The organism is Bacillus sp. AMCV2 (assembly GCF_056033925.1).
The window spans coordinates 1,688,093-1,715,061 of the sequence record NZ_JBVYIB010000002.1 but is presented as its reverse complement, the minus strand read 5'-3'; the positions used below and the strand labels follow the sequence as shown (position 1 = coordinate 1,715,061).

Here is a 26,969-nt window from a genome sequence, read left to right as displayed (position 1 = left end):
TTCATTAAACTTCCATGATTTCTTTTTCTTTGTCTTTTGTGACACTGTCAATTTTTGACACATATTCATCTGTCAGTTTTTGAACGTCTTCAGTGGAAGCACGCAGTTCATCCTCAGTAATGTCTCCGTTTTTCTCAAGTTTTTTGAGATCATCGTTAGCATCACGGCGAACGTTACGAACAGCTACTTTTGCTTCTTCAGCATATTTTTTTACAACTTTCACTAATTCTTTCCGTCTCTCTTCTGTTAGTGCCGGAATTGCAATTCGAATCATATTGCCATCACTTGTTGGTGTAAGACCTAAATCAGCTTTTAAAATCGCTTTTTCGATATCGCCGATTGCTGTTTTGTCGTATGGCGTAATAACGAGCATACGAGCTTCAGGCACGTTAATAGAAGACAACTGATTTAAAGGTGTCTGCGCTCCGTAATATTCAACCGTTACTTTATCTAATAATGATGGATTTGCACGGCCTGCGCGTACAGTAGCCAATTCGCGCTGATAAGCAGCAATTGCTTTTTCCATTTTTTCTTTTGTTTGAGTTAATACTTCTTTTGACACGTTATTTCCCCCTCACGATCGTTCCGATTGATTCACCGATAACAACACGTTTGATATTTCCTTCTTCCATAATAGAAAAGACGATAAGCGGAATGTCATTGTCCATGCATAAAGAGGAAGCTGTTGAATCCATGACTTCCAGGCCGTCTTTAAGAACGTCAAGATAAGAAAGTGATTCATACTTAACAGCTGATTCATCTTTTCTAGGATCAGCATTATACACACCGTCAACGTTATTTTTAGCCATTAAAATAACGTCTGCCTCAATTTCAGCAGCCCGCAGTGCAGCTGTCGTATCAGTTGAGAAATATGGGTTTCCTGTGCCCGCAGCGAAAATAACGACACGTTTTTTCTCTAAGTGGCGTATCGCTTTTCTTCTTATGTACGGTTCAGCAACTTGTCTCATTTCAATGGATGTTTGCACTCTGGACTGGATTCCGAGTGTTTCCAAGCTGTCTTGAAGAGCAAGCGAATTCATTACTGTCGCCAGCATTCCCATATAGTCAGCAGTCGCGCGGTCCATGCCCAGGTCACTTCCTGTTTTTCCACGCCATAAGTTGCCGCCGCCTACTACAACAGCCACTTCGACTTCAAGCTCAGCGATTTCTTTCACTTGCTTTGCAATGGATTGAATGACAGTCGGGTTAATTCCATTTCCCTGTTCTCCTGCCAATGCTTCTCCGCTAAGCTTTAATACGATACGTTTGTATTTTGGTTTTTCCATGATAACCTCCAAGTGTAAACATTGCCGTTTTCTATTATGCAAGAGAAAAAAAGGTTTGTAAATATAGTTTTAAAAATAGGGAACACAAAATGTGTCCCCTATACTGCCTGAAAAGACGCGACTTAGCCGCGAAATCTTTTCACCATTATTTTTTCACTTGGTTCATTACTTCTTCAGCAAAGTTTTCTTGACGTTTTTCGATGCCTTCTCCAACTTCATAGCGGACAAAAGTTTGAACAGTAGCGTTTTTCGCTGCAATAACTTGCTTCACTTTTTCATCTGGGTTTTTAACGAACGCTTGGTCTAATAGACAAATTTCTTCGAAGAATTTGTTCAGACGGCCTTCAACCATTTTCGCTACGATGTTTTCAGGTTTGCCTTCTTGGAGGGCTTGCTGAGTTAAGATTTGACGCTCATGATTTGTTTCTTCTTCAGATACTTGATCACGAGAAATGTAACGAGGGTTAACTGCAGCAACGTGCATTGCGATATCTTTCGCAGTTTCTTCATCAGTTGTACCGTTGAGAACAGTTAATACACCGATGCGGCCGCCCATGTGAAGGTAAGCACCGAATGCAGAGCTGTCGTCTTTTGTAAGAACTGTAAAGCGGCGAAGAGTGATTTTCTCACCGATTTTAGCAACTGCGCTTGTGATGTACTCTTCAACAGTTGAGCCATTTTCCATTTTTTGACCCATTGCTTCTTCAACATCTGCTGGCGTGTTTGCAAGAAGGTGGTCAGCTAAAGTGTTAAGAAGCTCTTTGAAGCCTTCGTTTTTCGCAACGAAATCAGTTTCAGAGTTTACTTCTAGGATAACGCCTTTGTTGCCGTCAGTTTTAATAAGAGTAGAACCTTCTGCTGCGATACGGTCAGCTTTTTTCGCTGCTTTTGCAATCCCTTTTTCTCTTAAAAGGTCAATTGCTTTGTCCATATCTCCGTCAGTTTCAGTTAACGCTTTTTTACAATCCATCATGCCCGCGCCAGTTTTTTCACGCAGTTCTTTTACTTGCTGTGCAGTAATTGCCATTTGTATTCCTCCTTATATGTTTAAACAAGAGTATGTATATTACACATTTTTCTTGAAAAAAGGTGATAAAAGGCAGTCCCTCTTATCACCTTTTGAATAGGTTACGCAGTTGTTGTTTCTGTTTCTGGTGCAGTTTCTTCAGCAACTTCCGCTTCTTCTTCGCCTTGCTTCGCTTCTAAGATTGCATCTGCCATTTTAGAAGTTAGAAGTTTAACAGCGCGGATAGCGTCATCGTTCGCTGGGATAACAACATCGATTTCATCTGGATCACAGTTAGTATCTACGATACCGATGATAGGGATGTTTAATTTGCGAGCTTCCGCAACAGCGATGCGCTCTTTGCGAGGATCGATGATGAATAATGCATCAGGAAGATCCTTCATATCTTTAATTCCGCCTAGGAATTTTTCAAGACGCTCTAATTCTTTTTTCAATTGAACGACTTCTTTTTTAGGAAGTACATCAAACGTACCGTTTTCTTGCATTTTTTCAATGTCTTTAAGACGTTTAATACGTTTTTGGATTGTTTCAAAGTTTGTTAATGTACCGCCCAACCAGCGTTGGTTGACATAGTACATGCCAGAGCGTTGAGCTTCTTCTTTAACAGAATCTTGAGCTTGTTTTTTTGTTCCGACGAAAAGGATTTTTCCGCCTTCAGCAGCAAGATTTTTAGTGAAGTTGTAAGCTTCCTCTACTTTTTTGACTGTTTTTTGAAGGTCAATGATGTAGATTCCGTTACGCTCCGTGAAAATGTAACGCTTCATTTTTGGGTTCCAACGGCGTGTTTGGTGACCGAAGTGAACACCAGCTTCAAGCAATTGCTTCATAGAAATGACTGACATGTTATTTCCTCCTAATATAATGGTTTTTTTCCTCCGCTTAGGTCATTTTTGTGCAGAACTGCCGCCTGCAGCACCCTCTGCATAAATCGTTAAGCGTGTGTATTTAACACCAAGACATAATATAACACAGCTTTATCCGACAATCAAGAATCCTTTACACCTTTGGAGCGAAATTTTAAAAATAGCTCGATTTCTGTCTTTCCGCTCTTCATTTTCTGGGCAATTTGACTTGCCGAATATCCCTGTTCATATAATTCTATGACCTGGTCTTCAAATGATTGGACCTCACTGTTTACGATCTCTTCCTGACGGTCAACCTCTGTAATCAGACCTTCAATATGTTCAGGAAGATTCTCTGCCTCTTGGACTGGATCCCGCTCTTGATATGTTTCAGAGGTCTGAATGCCTGGCTTTTGGGATTCTTCATCTGATTGACTTGCAGATGAAGCTTTATTTTCTATCAGTTTCTCATTTTCTTCTTTTAATTCAAGCAGAAATGCCGCCAAGGTGTTTTCCGTCTCTTCAAGTATCTGTTTTTGCTGTTTTTCTGTTTCTTTCACTGCAGCGAGCCTCGTATACAGGATAATGACAGCGTACAGAAGAACGCCGTGGAGCGTAAAGCTTAAAAGCCATAATAGTGTTGACATGTTTTTCACTCGCTAACCATGAAATTCATTATTGTATCACTTTTTCCAGCAGATTCTTTAATTTAAATAATGCCTTTGAATGGATCTGAGATATGCGGGACGTAGAAAGATTTAATACTTGTCCGATTTCTGTCAGTGTCAACTCCTCTTTGTAGAACAAACTGACAACCAGCTGTTCTTTTTCAGAGAGTTCGTGAATTTTTTCCGCAAGCTGTGCAACCAGTTCATCCTTCATAATCTTTTCTTCAGGCGGAACATTTTTGTCATCTCTGATCATGACTTGAATGTTTTCCCCGTCATCTTGATCATGGAGCTTTTCATCAATTGACAGCAGATTTGCAAAAAAACCTTCATTCATTGTTGACACGACATCCTGTACCGTCATTCCGAGTTCCTCTGCAATTTCCGCGGGCGATACATTGCGAAGATACCGCTGTTCAAGCTTTTCAATTGCTGCTTCAACCTTTTTTGTTTTTTCGCGCGAGGTTCTGGGCAGCCAATCTTCTTTGCGAAGCCCGTCTATGATTGCGCCGCGAATTCTAAACGAGGCGTAGGTATCAAATTTTAAGTCCCGGCTGGGGTCAAATTTTTCAAGGGCATCATATAAACCAAGCATACCAAGGCTCATAAGATCGTCTTTATGCACTGATTTCGGCAGTCCGACAGAAATTCTGCCTACATGATATGTGACAAGCGGCATGTAACGGCGCATTAAGTCGTCACCGGCTTTAGGATCTTTCCACTCTTTCCAGCGCGTCCAAAGCACCTGATCTTCATAATTCAAGGATTGCATTGTTATCCCCCTAATACCTTAATTAAATCGTTTTTTCACCTTGTTTAACAGTTCGAATATGCAGCATGCAGGACTTCGGTTCAAATTCTATCGTCCGGCCGCTTGAGCCGCCCGTATCTTCACTAATAATAGGAATATTAAATAAAGACAGCTGTTCTTTTATCGCTAATACATTTCTCGGTCCGATCTTCATCAAATCATTAGTCGATTTAAATTTAAACATCTCTGATCCGCCGGCCAGCTTTGCTTTTAATGCAAATTTCCGGCATCCCGCTTCTATCAGCATATCAATCGTGGTCTGTACGGCGGTGTCAGCGTACTTAGCCCGGTTGAGCTCGGCAGTTTTCGATAACGTCGAATCCGGAAGCATGACATGAACAAGACCCGCCGTTTGCTTTTCTTTATCATAAAGCACCAGCCCCACACATGAGCCCAAACCAGAGGTCCGGATGGTATCCGGGAAGCGGGCGATCTTCACGTCAGCAATCCCAACCTTTATAACAACAGCCTCAGTTGTACTCATAATGATGCACCTAAGGCGACAAAGAGCTTTTCAAATGAATCATAGTCCGGCAGCATAAACATATGCGCTTTCAGCTCCTGCTGATGGCTTTGGTCAAAAATTGACGTGTCGACAACAATGGCGTGTTCTCCAACCTGACTGAGCTCCATCAGCCCTTCGCTGATCACTGCTCCGAACATGTCCAAAGAGACTTCAGGAACACTTGGATAGAGCTGGAGTTTCGTCAAATCCGCCAAAGCTGTTAAATATGACCCCGCTAAAATATTGCCCAGTTCATGCAAAGCGGATGAGCTCATGTGGTCTTCACCTAAGTCCTCTATGTCAAAATCGGGGTTTCCAATCAGCTCTCTGATAAACTGCTCCGCCTGAAAAAAAGGCATTATAAAGAACATTGAACCCGTTAAATCGCCTTCCATTCTTAAAAAGATGCTGGCAACCGGGACATCGGCGCCGCCGAAAAAATCAACAAGCTCATCAAAAGACAGCAGCTTTGCAAATGGGACTTCCATATCTATCTTTCTATTTAACAGCTGGGCCATTGCAGAGGCGGAGTGGCCGGCGCCTATATTGCCGACTTCCCGCAAAATGTCCATCTGCTCTTCTTTGATTCCATTAAAAATACTCATGTCATAACCCCTTTAAGATTAAGCTTGATCGGGCACAGCGGACTGAGATGATTCTTTATCCAAAACCGCGTTCGCATCAATAATATTTAAGAGTCTGTTCTCTTGTTTCACAATCTGTTCGATCGACACATCCGTATCTTTCTGAACGCCTTCTGGAGCAGATTCTATTTCACTTTCGTGTACGGTAATCACATCGTTCGCTTCATCCACAATCCAGCCGACTTCAATATCACGATAAGCAATAATGATAATTCGTGTTTCATCGGTAATTTCATACTCTGGCAAATTCAGGCGTTTTCTTAAATCAATAACCGGAGTCACCACCCCGCGTAAATTGATTACCCCGCAAATATATGGTTCGACGCCAGGTACCCTCGTTGGCTTTTGCCATTTTTCAATTGATTTCACCTGAGTGACGGAAATGGCATATTCTTTGCCATTTACCATAAAGACTATCATTTTTTCGCCTGTTTTAATTTCTGCAGTCATGTGAGACACCTCCTCGAATGGTTAAATAATCAGTGCATTACAATCAATAATGAGCGCTACTTCTCCGTCTCCTAAAATAGTAGCTCCGGAAATTGCAAAGACGTTTGTTAAATAATCTCCGAGTGATTTCAGCACAACTTCCTGCTGGCCAATAAAGGAGTCCACCACAAATGCAGTAGGTTTGTCGCCTTTTTTCACGACAATGATATGGAGCTGTTCCGCATCTTTTCTTGTATCTTCTATTTTAAACTCTTCTTTTAAATAAACGACAGGGACAATATGCCCTCTAAAGTCAATCACTTCACGGTCATGCGTTTGCAAAATGTCTTTTCTGTCAATAACTGCTGTCTCAATGATTGAAGAAATCGGAATGGCAAATGTCTCTTCTTCCAACTTAATCAGCAGAACTGAAATAATAGACAAGGTAAGCGGCAGCTGGATGCTGAATAGAGAGCCTTGACCCTCGGCTGATTTCACACTGACTGAACCGCCAAGAGACTCCAGTTTGTTTTTTACAACGTCAAGTCCTACACCGCGGCCGGAAATATCAGAAATTTGGTCAGCAGTTGAGAACCCCGGAGCAAAAATCAATTCGTAAATTTGGTTGTCTTCTAAGGTTTCAGCTTCTTTTTCCGTTATGACCCCGCGCTCAAGCGCTTTTTCCAGAATTTTTTTGCGATTAAGGCCTGCGCCGTCATCCTCTACTTCGATAAAGACATGGTTGCCGCTGTGATAAGCTTTAAGCACAACTTTTCCTGATTCCGGTTTTCCCTTTTGCAAACGTGTTTCCGGCGCCTCGATACCATGGTCAATACTGTTTCTGATCAAGTGAACGAGTGGATCTCCGATTTCATCAATTACTGTACGATCCAGTTCAGTTTCCGCACCGATGATCGAGAGTTCAATTTTTTTATTCAGCTCTTTCTGAAGCTGGCGAATCATTCTCGGGAATCTGTTAAAAACAGTTTCAACCGGGACCATCCTCATATTCAGAATAATCGATTGCAAATCTCCGGAAATTCTCGTCATTCGTTCAACCGTTTCAGTCAGTTCATTGTGCTCAAGCTCTTTCGCAATCTGCTCGAGACGCCCACGGTCAATGACAAGCTCTTCAAATAAGTTCATTAAAGAATCAAGCCTGTCAATGTTGACACGAATTGTTTTAGATCCGCCGGCTGAATGCTTCGCCTGTTCATCGTTTTTAGCAGGCTGTTTTTGTTTCTCCTGCTTCGCAGGTACAGCTGCTGCTGGTGAATCTTCTTGCTTAGATTCTTCAGGCTTTTCAGCTGATGTTAAAGGAGCCCCTTGAATGACTTCAACATGCTCAATTTCCGACACGCCATTGATTAATTGTTCAATGTCTTCCGTTGATTGATGTGTTAAGAAACAAACTTGAAAATCAGTTCCAAAATCTTCTGTTTCAAGCACTTCAGCACTTGGAATTGTTTTGGCTACTTCTCCGACTTCATTTAGTTTTTCAAACACCATATAGACACGAACTGCTTTTAACATACAGTTTTCGTTCAGAGAAATCTTGATTTCATATCGTTTGAAGCCTTGCTCCTCCGCTTCTTGTATAACTGTGCGTTCAAATTCATCATATTCCCAATCAGATGCTGAACTCTGTGCTTCTGCAGGTTCTGCGGAGGCGGCGGATTCAGCGTGCGCACCATTCACATCAAGCTTGGCACTCACTTCTGAGATATCTCTTTTACCATCCCCGCCATCAATAATAGACTGAACCATTGCTTCTAGGTGATCCAGAGCTTCAAACAAAATATCCAGCCAGTCTGAGGTGACTGCCATGTCTCCGTTTCGGATTGCATCCAGCACGTTTTCAAGCAGATGGGTTAGATGTGCTAAATCCGTGTAGCCCATCGTTGCGCTCATTCCTTTTAATGTATGGGCAGCCCTGAATATATCATGTACGAGCTGAAGATCAGTCGGGTCTTTCTCTAAAAGGAGAAGCTTTTCATTACATGTTTGTAAATGTTCTTTACTCTCATCAATAAAGACATCTAAATACTGATTCATATCCATTTGAATCACACCCTCTCTTTTTTCACACAGCTTGTGATGGATGCTGCGATATCTTCCACATGTTTAATCTCATGAATGAGACCCGCTTTAACAGCAGCTTTTGGCATCCCGTATACGACACAAGATTCTTCAGACTCCGCAATGGCTTTCACATTGCCGGCTGTTAGCATGTCCTTTAGCCCAGCAGTGCCGTCACTGCCCATTCCGGTCATGATAACCGCTACTTTTTCATAATCTGTCAGTTTCCCGACAGAACGGAATAAATAATCAGCAGATGGTTTATGACGGCTTGGTGTGTCATGGTTATCAAGCACAATCTGGAGTCCTTCGCTGTTTTTAATAACGGATATGTTTTTTCCGCCCGGTGCTATGTAAACACAGCCGTTAAGAGCTGCTTCACCATCTTTTGCTTCTTTTACCTGAATGTCAGATAAATGATTCAGCCGATCAGCCAAAGAAGCAGTAAACCCTTCAGGCATGTGCTGAACGACAACCACTGGTGCGTTCAAATCCTTAGGGAGCTTCGGTATCACCTTTTGTAACGCCCGTGGACCGCCTGTTGATGTGCCGATACACACAATTTGTCTGCCCGTGCCAGGTTTCGGTTTGCTTAATTCAGGCTTAACGACAGCACGCACAATAGGTTCGGGCCGAACTGTCTGGGAAACAGGACGTTTCCGCTTGCCGGAAAGTCCTGCCGCGACGACACGCTCAACTAATTGTTCTTTAATTTTGTATAGATCCAGAGATATTGAGCCTGATGGCTTTGTGATAAAGTCAAAGGCACCGATCTCCAAACAATTAATTGTGCATTCTTTACCTTTCTCGGTCTGGCTCGACACCATAATGACCGGCAAGTTATAAATCTCAATAATTTTGCGGAGCGTATCTGTCCCATTCATGACCGGCATTTCAACATCAAGAGTAATAACATCCGGTTTTAATAATTCAATCTTCTTAAGCGCTTCTTCTCCGTTTCTCGCAGTTCCGATTACTTCTATCTGCTTTTCCTCGGTCAGAAAATCACTTATCATTTTTCTCATAAAAGCTGAATCATCAACTACAAGCACACGAATCAAATTAAGCCCTCCTCATTAAAAAAGAAGATAATTTCTCAATAAATGTCTGTTTGTCTTCTTTGTGTCTCGTTTCTTCTCTTTCAAACAAGGCGTCCGCTAAAATACGGACTGACCGGCTGGCTTTTGCCTGAGGGCTTTTTATGAAAAAAGGAACCTGTTCGACAACCGCTTTGCTCACGATCACATCGTCAGAAACGGAACCGGCAAACTGAACCTGAACATCCAAAAACATATGAATTGTACGGGAGAGGCGGGCAAAAGCGTCAAGCCCTTCCTTTTGGTCACGGCACCGATTGACAGCCACCTTCATTGAAAGCTTATTTTCTGTCAAAACCAAGTGCTTGACAGCGCTGTATGCGTCCATAATGGCCGTCGGCTCGGGAGTTGTTATAATCAAAATATCTTCTGCTGATAAAATAAAAGGCAGTTGATCTTTTGATAAGCCTGCTCCCATGTCAAACAGCACATAATCGAACTGGCTTAATGCATGAGAAAGTTCATTGGCAAAAAACGTCCATTTTCTCTGATCGAGCTGAAACATCACATCCAGACCGGTTCCCCCTGATATATACCGCAAACCCTTTGGGCCAACGGATAATGACTGCAGCAAAGGCTTACGATCGGTTAAAACATCGATTATCGTGGCAGACGATGAATTTCCCATTAATATATCAATGTTTCCCATCCCGATATCAAGGTCGATGAGCAGCACCTTCTTATCTTTATCCTGCAGCGCAAGTGCCATATTTAAGGTAATATTGGATTTTCCGACACCGCCCTTGCCGCTGATGACAGCAAGTGTCTTCGCTTTTTGTGAATAAACCATCGGCAGAACGCGCTCACGTTTTTCCATTTTCGCCCGTAAAGTTGCTGCTTGGTCATATCTGTTCATCTGCACAGCATCCTCACAAAACCAAGTGGAGATACGGTCTGTATATCCTCAGGCACATTCTGTCCGTTTGTCATAAACCCAACACCTATTTTTGATTCTGCCAGTATATTAAATACAGAACCTAAGGAAGTCGTTTCATCTATTTTCGTAAAAATATACTGATTGACAGGGACGGATGAAAACCGTTTGACAATATGCTTCATATCTTCATATTTTGCAGTCGCGGATAAAACAAGAAATGACTGAATGCTGCTCTCAAAAGGAATCGTTTCTTTTAGTTCATCAATGTATTGCGGGTCCTTGAAGTTTCTTCCGGCTGTATCAACAAACACATGATCATACTCAGAAAATAACTCCTTCGCCTGCTGAAATTCTTCTTTTGTATAGCAAACTTCCAGAGGAGCCTGCAGCAGTTCAGCGTATGTTTTCAACTGTTCAACAGCTGCAATACGATACGTATCTGTTGTAATAAAAGCGATTTTTTTATGTTTTTCAAGCATAGATATGGCTGCGAGTTTAGCCAGTGTAGTTGTTTTACCAGCCCCTGTTGAACCAAAGAGAACGATATATTTTGAATGAATTGGCTCCTGCCACTTGTCTGCTGAGGGCAGCATATCGCATAGTATTTCCTGAAGTTTGCCGACAACATTTTCTTCAGTCAAGCCGCCTGCTTCAACAGAGAAGCGAAGCAATTTTTTCAGAGTGTTCGTTTTCGTAGACTCTTTGATCCCTGTTTCTTGCAAAAGCTTTTCTGCTTTTCGCAGCGGCTCAGGAAGTACAGATTGATATGCTGAAAAATCACCTAGCTCCTGTTGCGCCGGAATTTGAGGGGGAGATGTTCTCTCCTCTATTTTCGGACTGCTGACCGGAGTTTTTAATGTTTGTTTCGGTTCAGCTGCCTTCTGAGGCGTTTTTTTCTCAAGAAAGTCCTGATCCAATACGGCGATTACTTCAACAGCAGGCTTGTTGACGAGGCCAAACCATTTTCGCTTTTTAATTTTTTTCGAATTTAATATGACCGCTTCATTACCTAACTCTTTTCTGATGAGAAGTGCCGCTTCTTGCATTGAAGCAGCAGTAAATTTTTTTATTTTCATTAAATATCCACCACTCCAATGCTTTGTACCTCAACATTCGCCTCAAGTTCGTTATAAGAGAGTACCGGAAGATCAGGGAAGTATCGTTCCAGAAGCTGCTTCACATACATTCTGACAGGCGGCGAGCAAAGAAGGATCGCGGTTTCCTGACGTAATGAGAGCTGTTCAGCTTCTTTAGCGACAGAGCGCACTATACTTTCTGAAATATCTGGTTCAAGTGATAAATAGTTCCCGTGTTCCGTCTGCTGCACACCGTCTGCTATTGCTTTTTCTACACGGCCCGAACAAGTAACAACCTTCAACACTTCATTTTCTTTGGCAAACTGGGCTGTAATTTGTTTAGCAAGCGCTTGTCTTGTATACTCTGTCAAAAGATCAGAATCTGTTGTTAATTTCCCATAATCAGCAAGTGTTTCAAAAATCGTTACTAAGTTTCGAATTGAAACTTTCTCTTTTAAAAGCTTAGCAAGCACTTTCTGAATATCACCGACAGACAATGGATTCGGCGTAACCTCTTCAACCAGGACTGGATACGATTCTTTCAAGTGATCGATCAGCTGTTTTGTCTCCTGCCTTCCGATCAATTCGTGGGCATGCTGCTTAATTTTCTCCGTAATATGCGTTGAAACGACTGATGCAGGATCAACTACTGTATAACCAAGCATGTCGGCTTCATCCTTTACCGCTTCGCTAATCCATTTAGCCGGCAGTCCGAATGAAGGCTCCACTGTTTCAATCCCTTCAATGAGATCGTCCTCAGGAGTAGGCGACATCGCTAAATAATGATCAAGCAACAGCTCGCCTTTTGCTACTTCGTTTCCTTTAATTTTCAATCGGTATTCATTAGGCTGCAACGCTATATTATCTCTGATTCGCACGACAGGAATGACAAGCCCGAGTTCCAAAGCCAACTGACGGCGTATCATAACAATTCGGTCTAATAAATCACCGCCTTGATTGGCATCAGCAAGCGGTATCAGGCCATATCCAAACTCAAATTCTATCGGATCTATATGCAGAAGCTGAACAACACTTTCAGGGCTTTTAAGCTCGTCCACCTCAGCCTCTTCCTCAAGAATCTCATCCACTTCTTCTTTTTCCTTACCTGATTTAGATAGTGTATATGCGCCAAAAGCAAGCAATCCCGCAAGCGGCCCCGTCAGAAGGATGCCGATCGGAGTGAAGATACCTAAAAGCATGATCGTAGCTGCTGCGACGTATAAAAGCTTTGGATACGCAAACAGCTGGCCTGTAATGTCATGCCCTAAGTTTCCTTCAGAGGCAGCTCTTGTGACCACAATACCCGTAGCTGTAGAAATTAACAGTGCCGGGATTTGCGAAACAATTCCATCCCCTACAGTCAGCATCGTAAAGTGTGAAGCAGCTTCTTGAATGGACATGCCCTGCTGAAGCATTCCGATCACGATTCCGAAAATAATATTGATCATCACAATGATGATTCCGGCAATGGCGTCACCTTTTACAAATTTACTGGCACCGTCCATTGCTCCATAAAAGTCTGCTTCTCTTGCCACTTTTTCGCGGCGATGCTTCGCTTCCTGTTCGGTAATCATCCCTGCGTTTAAATCAGCATCAATACTCATCTGCTTCCCTGGCATTGCGTCCAGCGTAAACCTTGCTGCAACCTCGGAAACACGTTCAGCACCTTTTGTAATGACGATAAACTGAATAATAATAAGGATGATAAATACAACGAGTCCAACTAATACATTTCCGCCGACAACGAAATTTCCGAAAGTCTCGACGACTTTCCCTCCTTCACCGTGTGAAAGAATTGAACGGGTAGTTGAGACGTTCAAGCCCAAACGAAATAGGGTCAAAAGCAGCAACAGTGACGGAAAAATCGAAAACTGAAGCGCTTCCTGCATATTCATTGTGGTGAGAAGCACGATCAACGCAAGAGAAATATTAATAATGATCAAAATACTTAACAGCCATGGAGGAAATGGAATCACCAGCATCGCCACAATGAGGACAACACTTATTAAAACGGATAAATCTCTTGTTGACATGCTGTTTTTTCTCTCCTTTTAAATCGAAAAATTCAATATACTTTTTGTTTTGTTTTATATACGTAAGCCAGAATTTCTGCTAAAACTTTAAAAAATTCTTCCGGCACTGCCTGGTCAATTTCTACCTGATCATATAACGCACGGGCAAGCGGTCTGTTTTCTACCATCATGACATCATGCTCTTTAGCAATTTTCCTGATTTTTAACGCAAGGTGATCGACGCCTTTTGCAACAATATAAGGAGCGTCCATTTTTTCTTCATCATATTTCAGAGCAATCGCATAGTGAGTCGGGTTTGTGATAATGACATCTGCTTTTGGAACTTCCTGCATCATCCGCCTCATCGCCATTTCCCGCTGTCTTTGTTTAATTTTAGACTTGATAATCGGGTCTCCTTCAGATTTTTTGTACTCATCTTTTATATCTTGTTTTGACATTTTGATATTTTTCTCATAGTCAAATCTCTGATATAAATAGTCGAGACCAGCAAGAATCAACAATGCACCTGCACCGCTTAGTCCCATCCACAAAGTGAGTTTTGAAACGAAAGAAAGTGCCTCTTCGGGTGTCAGGAGAGGAAGCCGGAGAATTTCTCCATAATGCAGCCAAAGCACAGCAAAAGCCGCAAAACCGACGACTACGATTTTCAAAATTGATTTAATCAGCTCTACAATCGCCCTCATACTGTATATTCGTTTAAAGCCTTTGATCGGATCCAGTTTTTCAAGCTTAGGCTGTATCACTTCAGCAGAAAATAAGAACCCAACCTGCATATAGTTGCTTACGACTCCTGCAACAAGAGCAACAAGCAAGATCGGTGCGAGTATCATGCCCATATCCTTTAATAAGCTGACAAACAATGTATGCACATTTGATTCTGAGAGCTTCATTGTGAGCGATTCGGTATAAAATGTTTCTATGAATGACAGCAGCCTGTCTCTCATATACGGACCAATTGCAATAAGCGAAAGGAATATTACCAGTAAAGAAATGGCGGTATTGACATCCGAGCTTTTGGCTACTTGCCCTTTTTTTCGCGTATCCTTCCGTTTTTTCGGAGTGGCTTTTTCTGTCTTCTCTCCCGCAAAAAACTGCAGGTCAACTCTAAGCTTCATTAAGAAACACCGACCAATGCTAAAAGATTCCGCATCGTTTCAATCGTTAAACTGAAAACATTCCGGACAACGACGAAGATAACGGACATACATACAATGAGCATGATGAAACTGACAGCGATCTTTAAAGGCAGACCGACCACAAATACATTTAACTGCGGAACAGTTCGAGCCACGATACCTAATGCTAAATCAACTAGAAACAAACTGGCCACAACCGGCGCTGACATTTGAAAAGCGATAATAAACATTGCATTAAAGCTTTTCGCGATAAAATAGGCAAACTTTTCATCGCCGAAATTCGGAAATGCCTGATCAACTGAAATATACTGAAAGCTGTAGTAAATACCGTCCAGCAGCAAATGGTGGGCATTGACACTCAGCATAAATAAAAGTGCCATCGTATAGATAAACTGGCCAATCAACGGACTTTGTGCACCGGTTTGCGGATCAATAACGTTTGCTATTGAAAATCCCATTTGAAAATCAATAAACGAGCCGGCAATCTGCACTGCAGCAATCATCAAATAAGCAATTAAACCCAGACAAAGGCCGACCAAAGCTTCTTTAAACGCCAAGAGCATATAGTGCTCATCTATCTCCAAAGAGGGCGGTTTATCAATGGTGCTGAAACAAATGACCGCAAGAAAAAAAGCAAATCCTATGCGATGAACAGCTGGCACATTTCGATGTCCAAATAGCGGAATCGTTACAAAAAAAGCAGAGATTCTAATAAAAACCAATAAAAAAGCAGGAAATAAGTCAATAATTGAATTCATCTCTACATTACCCTGCAAAACGATTTAAATTAGAAAACAGCTCTGTTGTAAATGAAAGAATCGTCGACAGCATCCACGGACCAAAAAAAATGAGAGCCAGGAGAACCGCCACGATTTTCGGAATAAACGCCAAAGTCTGTTCCTGGATTTGAGTTGTCGCCTGAAATATGCTGACAATTAAACCGACCAGTAAAGCAATAGCCAATAATGGCCCGCTGATCATCAGCGTTACGTATACGGCTTTTTCCGCCATAGAAATTACAAATTCTGAACTCACGTTTAGCACCTACCCTAAAAGCTCTGAAGCAAAGATTTCACAATTAAATACCAGCCGTCTACCAAAACAAAAAGTAATATTTTAAAGGGCAGAGAAATCATAACTGGAGGCAGCATCATCATTCCCATTGACATCAAGACGCTCGCCACTACCATATCTATAATTAAAAAAGGGATAAAAATCATAAAACCTATTTGAAATGCTGTTTTAAGCTCCGATATGGCAAAAGCCGGAACCATTGTTGTTAACGGAATATCCTTTAATGATTCAGGTTTATCCATTTTCGCGTAATTCATAAACAGCGCCAGATCCTTCTGTCTTGTGTGTTTACTCATAAATTCTTTAATCGGTTCCTCAGCTTTCGTATACGCTTCATCCAAGCTGATTTTGTTGTCCATTAATGGGGTCAGCGCTTCTTTATTAATTTCTGAAAAAGTAGGAGCCATAATAAAAAATGTTAAAAACAGCGCAAGCCCGATAAGAACCTGGTTTGGGGGCATAGATTGCGTCGCAAGTGAAGTTCTGACAAATGACAGAACAATGACGATGCGAGTAAAACAAGTCATAAGAATCAATATTCCAGGCGCCACTGAAAATACAGTTAACAATAATAGTAATTTAACAGTTGAACTTACGTTTTCCGGATCGCTTGAACTGAAAATATTTATAAACTCATTCATGATGACGTGGGCCTTTCTTCTTTCCTTCAGAACGGTTTTGTTTTAACTCTTCAAGTTGCTCTTTTAATGCTTTTGAAAATGAAGGCAGTTTTTGCTGCGGCTGATGTTCAGAACTCTTAAGCGGCTTCACAAACTTTTGCCACTCTATTTTGCTTGACATTGCCTCTTCATGCTGACTGAGAATGACTTCAATCTCTTTTTCATCCTCAATTTCTTTCAGCAGCTGGATCGTCTCTCCTACACCGACGACGAGCACACTTTTCCCGACCTTGATCAATTGTATGGATCTGTTCTGGCCGACCGATGTGCCGCCAATATTTTCAACATATTGAAAAGGCTTTAGGAGCCGATTTCTTTTGTTCATGAGCTTAACCAGCCCGTAAATCAGCACGATAACAAACAGTAAAGCCAAAATCATCTTTACAAAATCAAAAGCTGAGACAGAAGGAGCAGCTGCTCCCTCCGTCTCATCAGCAGTTTTTGTTGTTTTTTCTTTCTTTTGCTCTGACTTATCTGCAGTTTTTTCATCTTTCTTTTGAAACCATTCGTTTACAGTTGAATTATCAGAGTCTGCCGCGGCAGCAGCAATCGGATGTACACTGAATAAAACGAAAAAACAAATAAAAACGATAAAATATTGACTCTTTTTCAACAGTCGTACACCCTTTAACTTAATGTTTTGTTGATTGCTTCAAGCACACGGTCAGCCTGGAAAGGTTTCACAATGAAATCCTTAGCGCCGGCCTGAATGGCATCAATAACCATTGATTGCTGTCCCATAGCAGAACACATGATGATTCTTGCCTGCGCATCAATTTGTTTAATTTCTTTTAATGCTGTAATACCATCCATTTCTGGCATCGTGATATCCATAGTAACAAGGTCAGGTGAATGCTCTTTATATTTCTCTACCGCTTGTGCTCCATTTTCAGCTTCCGCTACAACTTCAAAACCATTTTTAACCAAAATATCTTTAATCATCATTCGCATAAATGCTGCGTCATCTACAATTAAAATTCTATGTGCCATAATCTATCTCTCTCCTTGTGTTTCGTTATTTTAAATTATTAATGCGCTCTGCCTGGCTTAAAATGTCAGTGACTCTCACTCCGAAGTTTTCTTCAATGACAACGACCTCGCCTTTGGCAACGATACGCTGATTAACTAAAATATCTACAGGCTCACCGGCTAATTTATCAAGCTCGATAATACTTCCGGCAGAAAGCTCTAAAATCTCTTTTACGCTTCTCTTCGTTCTGCCAAGCTCAACAGTAATCGAAAGCGGGATATCCAAAAGCATATCCAGATTATGAATAGGGGCTTGTACAGCTTCGTTTGGATCAAACGCTGAAAATTCCACCGGTGAAACCTGAACTGGCGCTGCTTTTTTTGCTGTTCCCTGCCTTTTTGGCGGCTGCTGCTGTTGCTTCGGTTCAATACGCGGCTCTGGCGTCACAGGCTCTTTCGGCTGTTCGTATGTAACTTCAGGCTGCACCGTTTCTTCTTCCTCTGCACTTTCTGAGTTCATAAGGCTTGAAATTAAATCTTTCGCAAATGTCAATGGGTAAAGCTGCATAATGCTGGAGTCTATTAATTCTCCCACCTTTAAGTTGAAAGAAACTTTCACCAGCATTTCATCATCAGGAATACGGTCTGTACCCTTTTCTTCAGTAACATCCAGCAATTCAACCCGAGGAGGTGAAATATCAATTTTTTTACTGAATACAGTAGACATTGATGTGGCAGCCGATCCCATCATTTGGTTCATTGCTTCTTGAACCGCACTTAGATGGATTTCACCCAGTGAAGAGTCCGCACCTTTTCCGTCTCCCCCGATCATTAAGTCAGCAATGATCGCCGCGTCACTTTGTTCCACGACTAACAGGTTGCTCCCGCTGAAGCCCTCCGTATAATTCACTTCAATCGCTACATACGGTTCAGGAAACGCATCGCTGATTTTACTTCTTGGAATGACCGTTACGCTTGGAGTCGTAATATCGACCTTTTGATTTAAAAGCGTTGACAGTGCTGTCGCAGAACTGCCGAATGAAATATTACCGATTTCACCGATCGCATCACGCTCCATTTCCGATAAATCATCTACTTCCGGAACCTCTGGCTCATCAAGCGTGCTGCCAGTACCGTTAAGAAGCGCGTCAATCTCATCTTGAGATAATCTATTATTCTCCATCTTGTTCACCTCTTATGTCGTGATCTAAAATTTGCACTGCCTGTTTTCGATTCACCCGGCCGGCTTGTCCTAAAAATTTCGGCTTATCTCCGACCAATACAGTAAGAGGATCCGTGACTGATTTGTCCAAAGTTATGCAGTCTCCGACTTCTAAACTTAAAAACTCTTCTATCGTCAGTTCAGATGTGCCGAGCTCGGCCACGACAGGTATTTGTGCTGTCATGATACGTTTTTCAAGCGACTTTGTTTCCTCAGGCTTTGGCTCATTTCGGTCTGATTGCATCCAATAGTGGACTGAAAGCTTCGGTATGAGCGGCTCGAGTACGATATGCGGGATACAGAGATTAATGACACCGCTGATTTCACCAATTTGAGTATTGAGCGAGATCACCACGACTGTTTCATTAGGAGATACCATCTGAACAAATTGCGGATTCACTTCAAACTCAGTCATTTCCGGTTCAATATCAGCAATTGACTGCCAAGCTTCTTTATAATTACCCAGTGCATTTTCAAATAAATTAGAAATGATTTTTGTTTCAATTTCTGTCAAACTGTCAACCTTGTTATGACTGATTCCAATCCCGCCCATGACTCGATCCATCATCGTATAAGCTATCGTGGGGTTGACCTCCATCATAATTCTGCCTTCCATCGGATGAACATCAAATAGATTTAGAATCGTCATGTTTGGAATCGATCTGATAAATTCCTCATACGGAACCTGATCAACAGAACTGACAGATATGTGAATATAGGTTCTGAGCTGAGCAGAAAAATGAGTGGTAAGAAGTCTTGCAAAATTGTCATGAATTCTCGTTAAACTGCGGATCTGATCCTTAGAAAACCGCAGCGCACGTTTGAAATCATAAACCTTGACTTTCTTCTCTTTTTCTTCTTTTTTCAGCTCTTCAGCGTCCATTTCACCAGTTGATATTGCAGAAAGCAGTGCATCTATTTCATTTTGGGAGAGAACTTCTCCTGACATTTTCCTCACCTCCGTATTCTGTCAAATTATGCTTTATTGCAGATTAAAGGAGGTAATATACACTTTTTCTACTTTTCCTTTTTGGAGGTAGCTATTTATTTTATCTTTTAGTTCCTTCTTAAAGGTTTCTTTTCCCTTGTCTCCCTCAATCTGATCAGCATTCGTATCAGCCAGCAGTGATATAACAGCGTCTTTCACTTGGAAATCACGTTTCTCAAGTTCTTCTTTTGATTTATCAGAATCAGTTTCAAGTTTAATAGCAAGACGGATAATGTTATCAGACTTTAAATTTGTTGTGATCTCTTCTACATCAACAGAAGACGCAACGATTTCATCAATACTTTTTTTCGCTTCACTTTTTTCGGACTTTCCGCCTAAAACAAAATAAGCCGCCGCCCCGAGAGCACCAATTACGATAAGAATAATTAGTAAGATGATCATTAACTTTTTCTTCATTCCGGTTCCTCTATTCCTTGATCCATTGCAAATATTTGTATTTTTCGGTAGAAAGATGCGATCTTTTCCAGAACAGCTTCTTCATCTTCTTTTACTACAAACTTCTTACCATTTGACAGAGTGATTGTAGTATCCGGAAAGCATTCAATCTGTTCAATAAACAGCGCATTCAGTGTAAAGGGCTGCCCATTCAAACGGGTTACTTTAATCATAAAACAGCGGAGAAGCGATTACTCGCCTCCCCTCCCTCCTTAACGTTTAAGGTTAACCAGTTCTTGAAGGATTTCATCAGATGTTGTAATAATTTTCGAGTTTGATTGGAATCCACGCTGGGCAACAATCATTTCAGTAAATTCGTCAGTTAAATCAACGTTAGACATTTCGAGAAAACCTGATTTAAGGGAACCTGTACCGCCATCACCAGGCTGGTTGGCTACACTGGCAGTCCCAGAGTTTAAAGACTCACGGTATAAGTTGCTTCCGATTTTATCCAAACCGTCACTGTTGGCAAAAGTAACAATCCCGATTTGTCCCCCGTCTTGTGTTTTCCCGTCAGCATCAACAATTGAGACCTTTCCATCAGAACCAATGCTGAAGCTTTGTGCATCAAGAGGGATTTTAATTGTTCCACCAGTCATATTTAACACATGATAGCCATCACCGGTAACCAGTGTTCCGGTATTATCTAAATAGAAGTTCCCTGCTCTTGTATAAGCTGTCCCGTCACCTGTATCAATTCGGAAGTAACCGTCGCCGTCAATTGCTAAATCAAGTGTTCTTCCTGTACTTTGTGTCGCGCTTGTTGAATGAATTGTATCAATTGTGCCAGATGATGAACCTAAACCGATCTGCTTAGAGTTCGTACCGCCGATAGTTGCACCAGCCGCAGAACCGCCGGCAATCGTTTGGCTTACCATATCTTTAAAGGTCACACGGCTTTTTTTGAATCCTACTGTATTCACGTTGGCAATGTTGTTACCGATTACGTCAAGCTTTGTTTGAAAGTTTTTCATACCGCTGATTCCAGAATAAAGTGAACGTAACATAATATATTCCCCCAGATGTTTTTATTTAGATGATTGTCCCACAGACATGACATTCGCAGGACTGATCTCGGTCCCATCATCAAGAACGAGATAATAATTTCCTTTAAAATGTTTAACAGAGCTTACTGTGCCTGTTTTATCTGTTGCACTTTTACCATCAGTCCAAGATACTTCTTTTCCCATCCAATCAACATACGTTGTAAACGGATCTTGTTTTTCGACAAATTGAGTCATTGTCGTATTCAGATTCATCATTTGCTCCAAACTTGAAAAAGTTGCCATCTGGCTGATAAATTCTTTATCATCAACCGGATTGAGCGGATCTTGGTTTTGGACTTGAGTCATTAATATTTTTAAAAACTCATCTTTCCCCAAGCTGCTGTTGTTCGTCGACACAGTATTCGTTTTTTCAGGCAGTTTATATTCTGAACTTATAGAAGTCATTCTTCTTCCTCCATTTCAACCATCGACACTTCATCGAGCAGATCGCCAAAATCATTTGATTGCTTTTTCTGCCTTTGCTGTCTCTGCCCCTCTTGCTGCTGTTTCTGTTCATCAGCAAGCTGGCCGTATACCGGCTGATCCCCGCTTTGGACTGGAAGAGTAAAACGGTCAATTTGGACGGCCATATTCGGCAATGATTGCTTCAGCTGAGGAAGGTGCTGTTCAAGCAATTCTTTTGCTGATTGACTAGATGCAATGATTTTACTCTGAAACATTCCATTTTCATTTGTCAGCTTGATTGTGACAAATCCTAAATGTTCAGGGTTCAGCCGAATAGTGAAGCTTCCCGTCGATCTGCCGAAAGGCGTATATTTCATCTGCTTCCACGCATTAATCACTTGATCAGCCACCGTTTTTGTTTCGGCATTTGGTATATCAGATGACATCTGCTGTAGATCAAGTGTTTGAACTCCTCCTATGCCCCGATACCCCGAAAACAGCATTTGGAGTCCTGATTTACTATCTACAGGCTGAATACTTCCAGAAACATCCGATGCATTTTTGCTGGATGAACTCTGCGAGAGCGGTGTGAGAACACGCTTCCCAAAGTCTTGTGATGATTCGGATGATTTCGATAACAAGAAGGCTTTCAGCTGGCTTTCAGCTAAACTCCATTCTTTAGTCCCTTTTTGAGGAAGCATAGACATTTGATCCATTAAGCTTTGAAAACTTTTCAGCTCTGACGCTGTCATGGAGTAAAGTTTTGAACTTGACTCAGCTTTAGTGAATATTTGCTGTTTAAGATCCTGAATTAGTTGTTGAGATACACCCTTCTTTTCTAATGCAGAAAGGAATTGATCTCCATTTTGGTAAATGGCATGAGCTTCATTGCCATTCCCGCGATCAGTCAGCTTATTCCCTTCTACGAGCTGGCTAATGAACATCTGGATATAGATAAGCTCTTTAGCAGGCTCGGATACTTCATTTTCCTGATTTGATTGCTCTGTATCAGACTTCAGTGCTCCATTAATGTCAGTAGCAGAATCATTGGCACTCAGAGCCGTTTTAGCTTCTGAAAAGATTTTCTCCGTTTCTGTGAGCAATTGATCCGTCCCGCCTGACATTTTTGATTCAACTGCTTGCAAAAGATTTTGCAACATTTGCAGAGCATTCGCATCCAATTGCTTCCCTGTCAGTTTGCTTAATGTTTGCAAAAGATCCGCATTTTGTTTGTCTTGGTCTTCAGGATTTGCATTTAGCCATTCACCGATCTTTTTAAGCGCATCTGCTAAAAGCTGATCTTCGGAATTAGGAGTACCCTTTCCTTGTTCTGAAAGTTCCTTCAATCCAGCCTCAGACATAAGCCAGTTTTGAAAAACTCCCTGGCTACTTTTCATGTTTTTAGCGGCAGAACCCGTTGTGGTTTGCAGCAAAGGTCCGGCTAATTCAAGCAGCTTCACCTTTCATTCCCCCTATTCTTGGCTGGCAGCAATTTTTTCTGTATAGGTTGCTGCTTGCTCAGGAGTCATTTTCGCCAATATGTCAGCAAGCTGCTTTTTGCTTAGGCCATTCAATATTTTCAGTGCTTCTTGCTCCTTTAATTGGGCAATAATTTTAGCAGCCTTTCCGCTGTCCATGCTTTTGTACACACTGATCACTTTGTCATTTTTTGAAGAAGCTTTCGAGTCTGCTGATCCTTCAGTATGATCTTCTGATGACTTTTTTTGATCCTCAGCCGTCTTTTCAAGTGAACGGATCTTTTGATTGAGCCTATCGATTTCTGATTTACTTGTTTCTAAATCTTTATTCAATATACTGATTTCACTTTTTTGATCCTTAATGGTCTTTTCCAGAGCTGCCGTATTACTGCTATCCTTACTTGATGCTGCACCTTTTTTATTTTCGGTTTCAGGGACCAATTCTTTAAGAACCGGCGTTTTTGCCGCAGCATCCTGTATCGGCTTTAAGACATCGATACCAGCAGCCCAAAGAACAATCCCCCCTGCGATTAATAGAAACATCAGCGGGAGGATAATGATAAGCAAAACCGAACGGAACTTACCTGATTCTTTCTTTTTGCCGGACATTACATTCGCTCCTAATGGCCTTGAATCATAAACTGCTTAATCGAAATATCGTCCATTTCTTTCATTTCTGCAGCTTTATCTTCAAGAGCAAACATTTTAAACTGTTTTTCACGCATTTTTTCAAACTTTTTCACTTCAATGTTTTTCTCTGTCAAAATTTCTTGTTTTTGATTCATTTGATTTCTTTTCATAATGACAAGCTTTTGATAGTGATAGATCGTATTATCAAGATTTGAGACAAATTGTTGGTAGTGCCTCATTTCTTGTACACTCATGCCGCTTTTTAATTTCTTTTCCTTATTTTGTTCCAGCAATTCTTTTTTGCTCATATTCTCATATAATTTTTCAGCAACGTTTTCAAATTCAGAAACTGATTGCTGATACTCGGATAAGGATTGGTCTTTTTCATTTTCTTTTAGTTCCAGCAGCTTTTGGAATCTAAATTGATAAGCCACGTTTATTCCTCATTTCCTGTCAAACTAGTTAATGCAGCAATGCTTTCTTCCAATAAAGCCGATTCGTCTGTTTCCTGCTTTAAAAATTGAATAAGCTGCGGATAAAATTGTATCGCTTCATCAATTTCTCTTGAGGATCCTCTTTTATAAGCTCCGATATTAATGAGATCTTCCGAATTTTGATATGTTGATAAAAGTTCACGGAATTTATTTGCCGCATCCATGTGCTGTTTTGTTGATATGTTTGACATCACCCTGCTGATGCTTTTTAGTACGTTAACTGCAGGAAACTGGCCTTTATTGGCAAGCGCCCTGTCCAACACAATATGTCCGTCTAAAATTCCGCGTACAGTATCGGCAATCGGCTCATTCATATCATCCCCGTCTACCAACACTGTATAAAATGCCGTAATGGTTCCATGCTCGTTTGCACCTGTTCGTTCTAGTAAACGAGGTAAAATAGCGAACACTGAAGGTGTATAGCCTTTTGTCGTCGGAGGCTCTCCGGCAGCCAGTCCAATCTCTCGCTGCGCCATTGCCACCCTTGTAACAGAATCCATCATAAACATGACATTTTGGCCTTTATCTCGGAAATACTCGGCAATTGCAGTCGCTGTATATGCCGCTTTCAATCTCATTAATGCTGGCTGGTCTGAGGTGGCAACGACTACAATCGATCGTTTCAGCCCCTCTTTCCCAAGATCTTTTTCAATAAACTCCCGAACCTCTCGTCCGCGTTCTCCGACAAGTGCAATGACGTTTAAGTCAGCCTCTGTCTGCTTGGCGATCATCCCCATTAAGGTGCTTTTTCCGACACCGCTTCCTGCAAAAATTCCAATCCGCTGGCCTTTACCGACTGTCAGCAAGCTGTCAATTGATCTGACTCCAACACCCATCTTTTCACGGATAGGCGGCCGTTTCATCGGGTTGGGCGGTGATTGCTCAGTCGATACAGGCGAAAGCCCTTTCGGCAGAAGTTTTCCGTCAAGCGGTTCTCCAAAAGCATCGATGACTTGTCCGATCAGTCCGGCTCCAACTTTAACCCGAAGTGATTCCCCAGTAGCTTCTACAATGCTGCCAGGTGCAATGCTCGCAGCCTCTAAATAAGGCATAAGCAAAATATTTTCTTCCTGGAAGCCGACTACCTCAGCTTTAATGACTTTCCCAGATTGTCCTTTTGCATAAATCAGGCACACGTCGCCAATTGAGCTTGCAGGCCCTTTTGATTCAATCATCAGGCCGATTACCCGCTTGACTTTTCCGTACCGTTTATACGAGTCTGTCATTTCTATACAATCTATCAGACTCTGTGTCTTCATTCAGCTGCACCCGCTTCCAGCGCTGTCAGAAGTTTATCTTTCAATTGCATCAATTGTGTGTCAATACTCGCATCTACCCTGCCAAAAGGAGTTTCAATATAACAGGTTCCTTTTTGAGCTTTTTCATCAGCATATATGCCAAGCCGGCATTCTTTATAAAGAAGCTGCTGGATTTCATTTTTTTGCTGAAAGATTGTCTCATAGTAATATGGATCAACATAAATTGATATATCGTCATATTCCTTCACTTCGTTTATAACCTGTTGTACAAGCAGGAGGAAAGCCTCTTTATCATCAGACTTTTGCTGCCAAACTTTTTTTGCTAGGGCAACGGCAAGCTCAACGATTTCTTCATTAGCGTCTTCAAGCTTGTCCTCAACAGCTTTTCTGGACATTTCAGTAATTCTGTTCGCTTGGCCGATCAGTTCGGCATACTGTTGCATTGCCTCAGCTTTGCCCAATGCTACTCCTTGTTCAAACCCCTCGGCTTTAGCTTCCTCAATAAGCTTCTGTTTTTCAGCCGCCCAATCGTTTTTCTCCTGCTCAATTTGACGGCGAATATTTTCTATATGACTGTTTGCCTGCTCAGAAATCCGGTCAGCTTCCTCTTTCACTCGGGCCATAAGCGCCTCCGGGTTCTCTTCAGCCTGCAAAAGGTGAGAATGATCAATACGCACCTCTTGTATAGAAAGTTTTCTTTTTTCCTTTTGTGGAGAAATAGATGATTCTTGTTTAATGATATTAGACAATAATATCATCCCCTCCGCCTCTTGCTATCACAATTTCACCGGCTTCTTCAAGCTTTCTGACGATGCTTACAATTCTCGATTGAGCTTCTTCTACATCTTTCAAGCGTACAGGGCCCATAAATTCCATTTCTTCTTTGAAGGTTTCAACCATACGCTGTGACATATTGTTGAATACAATTTCTTTGACTTCCTCGCTTGCAACCTTTAATGAAAGGAGCAAATCGTCGTTCTCAACATCGCGAATGACTCTCTGAATGGCACGGTTATCAAGTGTGACAATATCTTCGAAGACAAACATCCGCTTTTTAATCTCTTCAGCAAGATCGGGATCCTGAATTTCCAATGAATCCAAGATCGTCTTCTCTGTCCCTCTGTCTACCCCGTTTAACACTTCCACAACAGCTTCAATTCCGCCTGTTTGTGTATAATCCTGAGTAAATGCAGAAGATAATTTTTGTTCCAGAATCCGTTCTACCTCATTAATTATTTCTGGAGACGTTCTATCCATGACCGCGATTCTTCTCGCAACCTCAGCCTGTACTTCAGGATTCAGCTCGGATAAAATTTGCCCGGCCTGCACAGGATCTAAATAAGACAAGATTAACGCCATCGTCTGCGGATGCTCTTGCTGGATAAAATTCAAAATTTGTTCAGGCTCCGCTTTTCTGGCAAAATCAAATGGTTTAACCTGCAAAGAAGAAGTCAGCCTGTTTAGAATGTTCTCCGCCTTATCCTCTCCAAGCGCCTTTTCCAGAACTTGTCTTGCATAGCTTAAACCGCCTTGAGAAATATAATCTTGCGCAATGGCTATATTATGAAATTCTTCTATGATTTCATCCTTTTTTTGATGATCGACGCTTCGAACACCTGATATTTCCAGAGTAAGCCTTTCAATTTCTTCATCGGTTAAGTGCTTATAGACAGAAGCTGACACATCTAACCCCAAGGAAATCATGAGAATGGCTGCTTTTTGTTTTCCTGTAAGCTTATCTTGATCACGTCTCGCCAT

General features: G+C 41.6%; 32 protein-coding genes. All 32 read right to left on the bottom strand.

All coding sequences use genetic code 11. The features are described 5' to 3' along the window. Positions 1–4: 4 nt before the first annotated feature. The 32 genes from frr to fliG all read right to left on the bottom strand — a co-directional run bounded on the left by frr (position 5) and on the right by fliG (position 26,969). On the bottom strand, positions 5–562 hold the full coding sequence (gene frr / locus AC0OMA_RS09065) for a ribosome recycling factor (protein WP_003231927.1): 558 nt from the start codon (positions 560–562) through the stop codon (positions 5–7). Between the two features lies 1 nt (position 563). After that, positions 564–1,286: a UMP kinase gene (gene pyrH, locus AC0OMA_RS09060; RefSeq protein ID WP_474222052.1), complete on the bottom strand. Its 723-nt coding sequence runs from the start codon at positions 1,284–1,286 to the stop codon at positions 564–566. Positions 1,287–1,431: 145 nt separating this feature from the next. Then, entirely contained in the window at positions 1,432–2,313 is an 882-nt protein-coding gene (gene tsf, locus AC0OMA_RS09055) for a translation elongation factor Ts (protein WP_003231929.1), read from the bottom strand. Between the two features lie 101 nt (positions 2,314–2,414). Then, positions 2,415–3,155: a 30S ribosomal protein S2 gene (rpsB, locus tag AC0OMA_RS09050; RefSeq protein ID WP_003220918.1), complete on the bottom strand. Its 741-nt coding sequence runs from the start codon at positions 3,153–3,155 to the stop codon at positions 2,415–2,417. Positions 3,156–3,298: 143 nt separating this feature from the next. Next, on the bottom strand, positions 3,299–3,802 hold the full coding sequence (swrB, locus tag AC0OMA_RS09045; protein WP_474222051.1) for a swarming motility protein SwrB: 504 nt from the start codon (positions 3,800–3,802) through the stop codon (positions 3,299–3,301). A 28-nt stretch (positions 3,803–3,830) separates the two neighbouring features. Further along, positions 3,831–4,595: an RNA polymerase sigma-28 factor SigD gene (gene sigD, locus AC0OMA_RS09040; protein ID WP_032725704.1), complete on the bottom strand. Its 765-nt coding sequence runs from the start codon at positions 4,593–4,595 to the stop codon at positions 3,831–3,833. A gap of 22 nt (positions 4,596–4,617) precedes the next feature. Beyond that, the gene (gene cheD, locus AC0OMA_RS09035) at positions 4,618–5,118 is read right to left on the bottom strand and encodes a chemoreceptor glutamine deamidase CheD (protein ID WP_003244852.1); all 501 of its coding nucleotides are present in this window, start codon (positions 5,116–5,118) and stop codon (positions 4,618–4,620) included. Next, positions 5,115–5,744: a CheY-P phosphatase CheC gene (gene cheC, locus AC0OMA_RS09030; RefSeq protein ID WP_003231935.1), complete on the bottom strand. Its 630-nt coding sequence runs from the start codon at positions 5,742–5,744 to the stop codon at positions 5,115–5,117. The genes cheD and cheC overlap by 4 nt, the downstream gene beginning before the upstream one ends. An 18-nt stretch (positions 5,745–5,762) precedes the next feature. Next, the gene (gene cheW / locus AC0OMA_RS09025) at positions 5,763–6,233 is read right to left on the bottom strand and encodes a chemotaxis protein CheW (protein WP_003231938.1); all 471 of its coding nucleotides are present in this window, start codon (positions 6,231–6,233) and stop codon (positions 5,763–5,765) included. Positions 6,234–6,254: 21 nt separating this feature from the next. Then, positions 6,255–8,273 carry a chemotaxis protein CheA gene (gene cheA, locus AC0OMA_RS09020; protein WP_181219167.1) on the bottom strand — a complete coding sequence of 673 codons (2,019 nt, stop codon included), beginning with the start codon at positions 8,271–8,273 and terminating at the stop codon, positions 6,255–6,257. 5 nt (positions 8,274–8,278) lie between these two features. Next, a complete protein-coding gene (gene cheB / locus AC0OMA_RS09015; protein ID WP_014476816.1) occupies positions 8,279–9,352 on the bottom strand; it encodes a protein-glutamate O-methylesterase CheB in 1,074 nt (357 codons plus the stop codon). Position 9,353: 1 nt separating this feature from the next. Further along, a complete protein-coding gene (gene flhG / locus AC0OMA_RS09010; protein ID WP_181219165.1) occupies positions 9,354–10,250 on the bottom strand; it encodes a flagellum location/number ATPase FlhG in 897 nt (298 codons plus the stop codon). Then, positions 10,241–11,341 (bottom strand): flagellar biosynthesis protein FlhF, encoded by a 1,101-nt coding sequence (gene flhF / locus AC0OMA_RS09005; protein ID WP_322839620.1) that lies wholly within the window; start codon positions 11,339–11,341, stop codon positions 10,241–10,243. The genes flhG and flhF overlap by 10 nt, the downstream gene beginning before the upstream one ends. After that, complete coding sequence (gene flhA, locus AC0OMA_RS09000) at positions 11,341–13,374, bottom strand: flagellar biosynthesis protein FlhA (protein WP_003231947.1); 2,034 nt, start codon at positions 13,372–13,374, stop codon at positions 11,341–11,343. The genes flhF and flhA overlap by 1 nt, the downstream gene beginning before the upstream one ends. A gap of 32 nt (positions 13,375–13,406) precedes the next feature. Then, positions 13,407–14,489 carry a flagellar biosynthesis protein FlhB gene (gene flhB, locus AC0OMA_RS08995; RefSeq protein WP_015483227.1) on the bottom strand — a complete coding sequence of 361 codons (1,083 nt, stop codon included), beginning with the start codon at positions 14,487–14,489 and terminating at the stop codon, positions 13,407–13,409. Then, positions 14,489–15,268: a flagellar biosynthetic protein FliR gene (gene fliR / locus AC0OMA_RS08990; RefSeq protein ID WP_474222049.1), complete on the bottom strand. Its 780-nt coding sequence runs from the start codon at positions 15,266–15,268 to the stop codon at positions 14,489–14,491. Before fliR ends, flhB begins: the two co-directional genes overlap by 1 nt. Before the next feature lie 7 nt (positions 15,269–15,275). Beyond that, entirely contained in the window at positions 15,276–15,545 is a 270-nt protein-coding gene (gene fliQ / locus AC0OMA_RS08985) for a flagellar biosynthesis protein FliQ (protein WP_003220888.1), read from the bottom strand. Positions 15,546–15,559: 14 nt separating this feature from the next. Beyond that, positions 15,560–16,225, bottom strand: a complete 666-nt coding sequence (gene fliP, locus AC0OMA_RS08980) for a flagellar type III secretion system pore protein FliP (protein ID WP_003245692.1) — start codon at positions 16,223–16,225, stop codon at positions 15,560–15,562. After that, on the bottom strand, positions 16,218–16,877 hold the full coding sequence (gene fliZ, locus AC0OMA_RS08975; RefSeq protein ID WP_327844407.1) for a flagella biosynthesis regulatory protein FliZ: 660 nt from the start codon (positions 16,875–16,877) through the stop codon (positions 16,218–16,220). The genes fliP and fliZ overlap by 8 nt, the downstream gene beginning before the upstream one ends. Positions 16,878–16,891: 14 nt before the next feature. Continuing rightward, positions 16,892–17,254: a chemotaxis protein CheY gene (gene cheY, locus AC0OMA_RS08970; RefSeq protein ID WP_014476812.1), complete on the bottom strand. Its 363-nt coding sequence runs from the start codon at positions 17,252–17,254 to the stop codon at positions 16,892–16,894. A gap of 25 nt (positions 17,255–17,279) precedes the next feature. Next, the gene (gene fliY / locus AC0OMA_RS08965) at positions 17,280–18,416 is read right to left on the bottom strand and encodes a flagellar motor switch phosphatase FliY (protein ID WP_474222048.1); all 1,137 of its coding nucleotides are present in this window, start codon (positions 18,414–18,416) and stop codon (positions 17,280–17,282) included. After that, complete coding sequence (gene fliM, locus AC0OMA_RS08960; protein WP_003220879.1) at positions 18,406–19,404, bottom strand: flagellar motor switch protein FliM; 999 nt, start codon at positions 19,402–19,404, stop codon at positions 18,406–18,408. The genes fliY and fliM overlap by 11 nt, the downstream gene beginning before the upstream one ends. Before the next feature lie 33 nt (positions 19,405–19,437). Continuing rightward, entirely contained in the window at positions 19,438–19,860 is a 423-nt protein-coding gene (fliL, locus tag AC0OMA_RS08955) for a flagellar basal body-associated protein FliL (RefSeq protein ID WP_015383666.1), read from the bottom strand. After that, the gene (swrD, locus tag AC0OMA_RS08950) at positions 19,857–20,072 is read right to left on the bottom strand and encodes a swarming motility protein SwrD (RefSeq protein ID WP_015383665.1); all 216 of its coding nucleotides are present in this window, start codon (positions 20,070–20,072) and stop codon (positions 19,857–19,859) included. The genes fliL and swrD overlap by 4 nt, the downstream gene beginning before the upstream one ends. Positions 20,073–20,111: 39 nt before the next feature. Further along, positions 20,112–20,906, bottom strand: a complete 795-nt coding sequence (gene flgG, locus AC0OMA_RS08945; protein ID WP_181219163.1) for a flagellar basal body rod protein FlgG — start codon at positions 20,904–20,906, stop codon at positions 20,112–20,114. Between the two features lie 21 nt (positions 20,907–20,927). Then, positions 20,928–21,350: a flagellar hook assembly protein FlgD gene (gene flgD, locus AC0OMA_RS08940; RefSeq protein WP_015383663.1), complete on the bottom strand. Its 423-nt coding sequence runs from the start codon at positions 21,348–21,350 to the stop codon at positions 20,928–20,930. Next, the gene (locus tag AC0OMA_RS08935) at positions 21,347–22,810 is read right to left on the bottom strand and encodes a flagellar hook-length control protein FliK (RefSeq protein ID WP_015383662.1); all 1,464 of its coding nucleotides are present in this window, start codon (positions 22,808–22,810) and stop codon (positions 21,347–21,349) included. The genes flgD and AC0OMA_RS08935 overlap by 4 nt, the downstream gene beginning before the upstream one ends. A gap of 12 nt (positions 22,811–22,822) precedes the next feature. Next, complete coding sequence (locus tag AC0OMA_RS08930) at positions 22,823–23,437, bottom strand: MotE family protein (RefSeq protein WP_015483226.1); 615 nt, start codon at positions 23,435–23,437, stop codon at positions 22,823–22,825. An 11-nt stretch (positions 23,438–23,448) separates the two neighbouring features. Beyond that, positions 23,449–23,892, bottom strand: coding sequence for a flagellar export protein FliJ (fliJ, locus tag AC0OMA_RS08925; RefSeq protein WP_003231977.1), 444 nt, complete (start codon positions 23,890–23,892; stop codon positions 23,449–23,451). Positions 23,893–23,894: 2 nt separating this feature from the next. After that, positions 23,895–25,211, bottom strand: a complete 1,317-nt coding sequence (gene fliI / locus AC0OMA_RS08920; protein ID WP_015483225.1) for a flagellar protein export ATPase FliI — start codon at positions 25,209–25,211, stop codon at positions 23,895–23,897. Then, positions 25,208–25,960 carry a flagellar assembly protein FliH gene (fliH, locus tag AC0OMA_RS08915; protein WP_474222047.1) on the bottom strand — a complete coding sequence of 251 codons (753 nt, stop codon included), beginning with the start codon at positions 25,958–25,960 and terminating at the stop codon, positions 25,208–25,210. The genes fliI and fliH overlap by 4 nt, the downstream gene beginning before the upstream one ends. After that, positions 25,953–26,969, bottom strand: coding sequence for a flagellar motor switch protein FliG (gene fliG / locus AC0OMA_RS08910; RefSeq protein WP_003231981.1), 1,017 nt, complete (start codon positions 26,967–26,969; stop codon positions 25,953–25,955). Before fliG ends, fliH begins: the two co-directional genes overlap by 8 nt.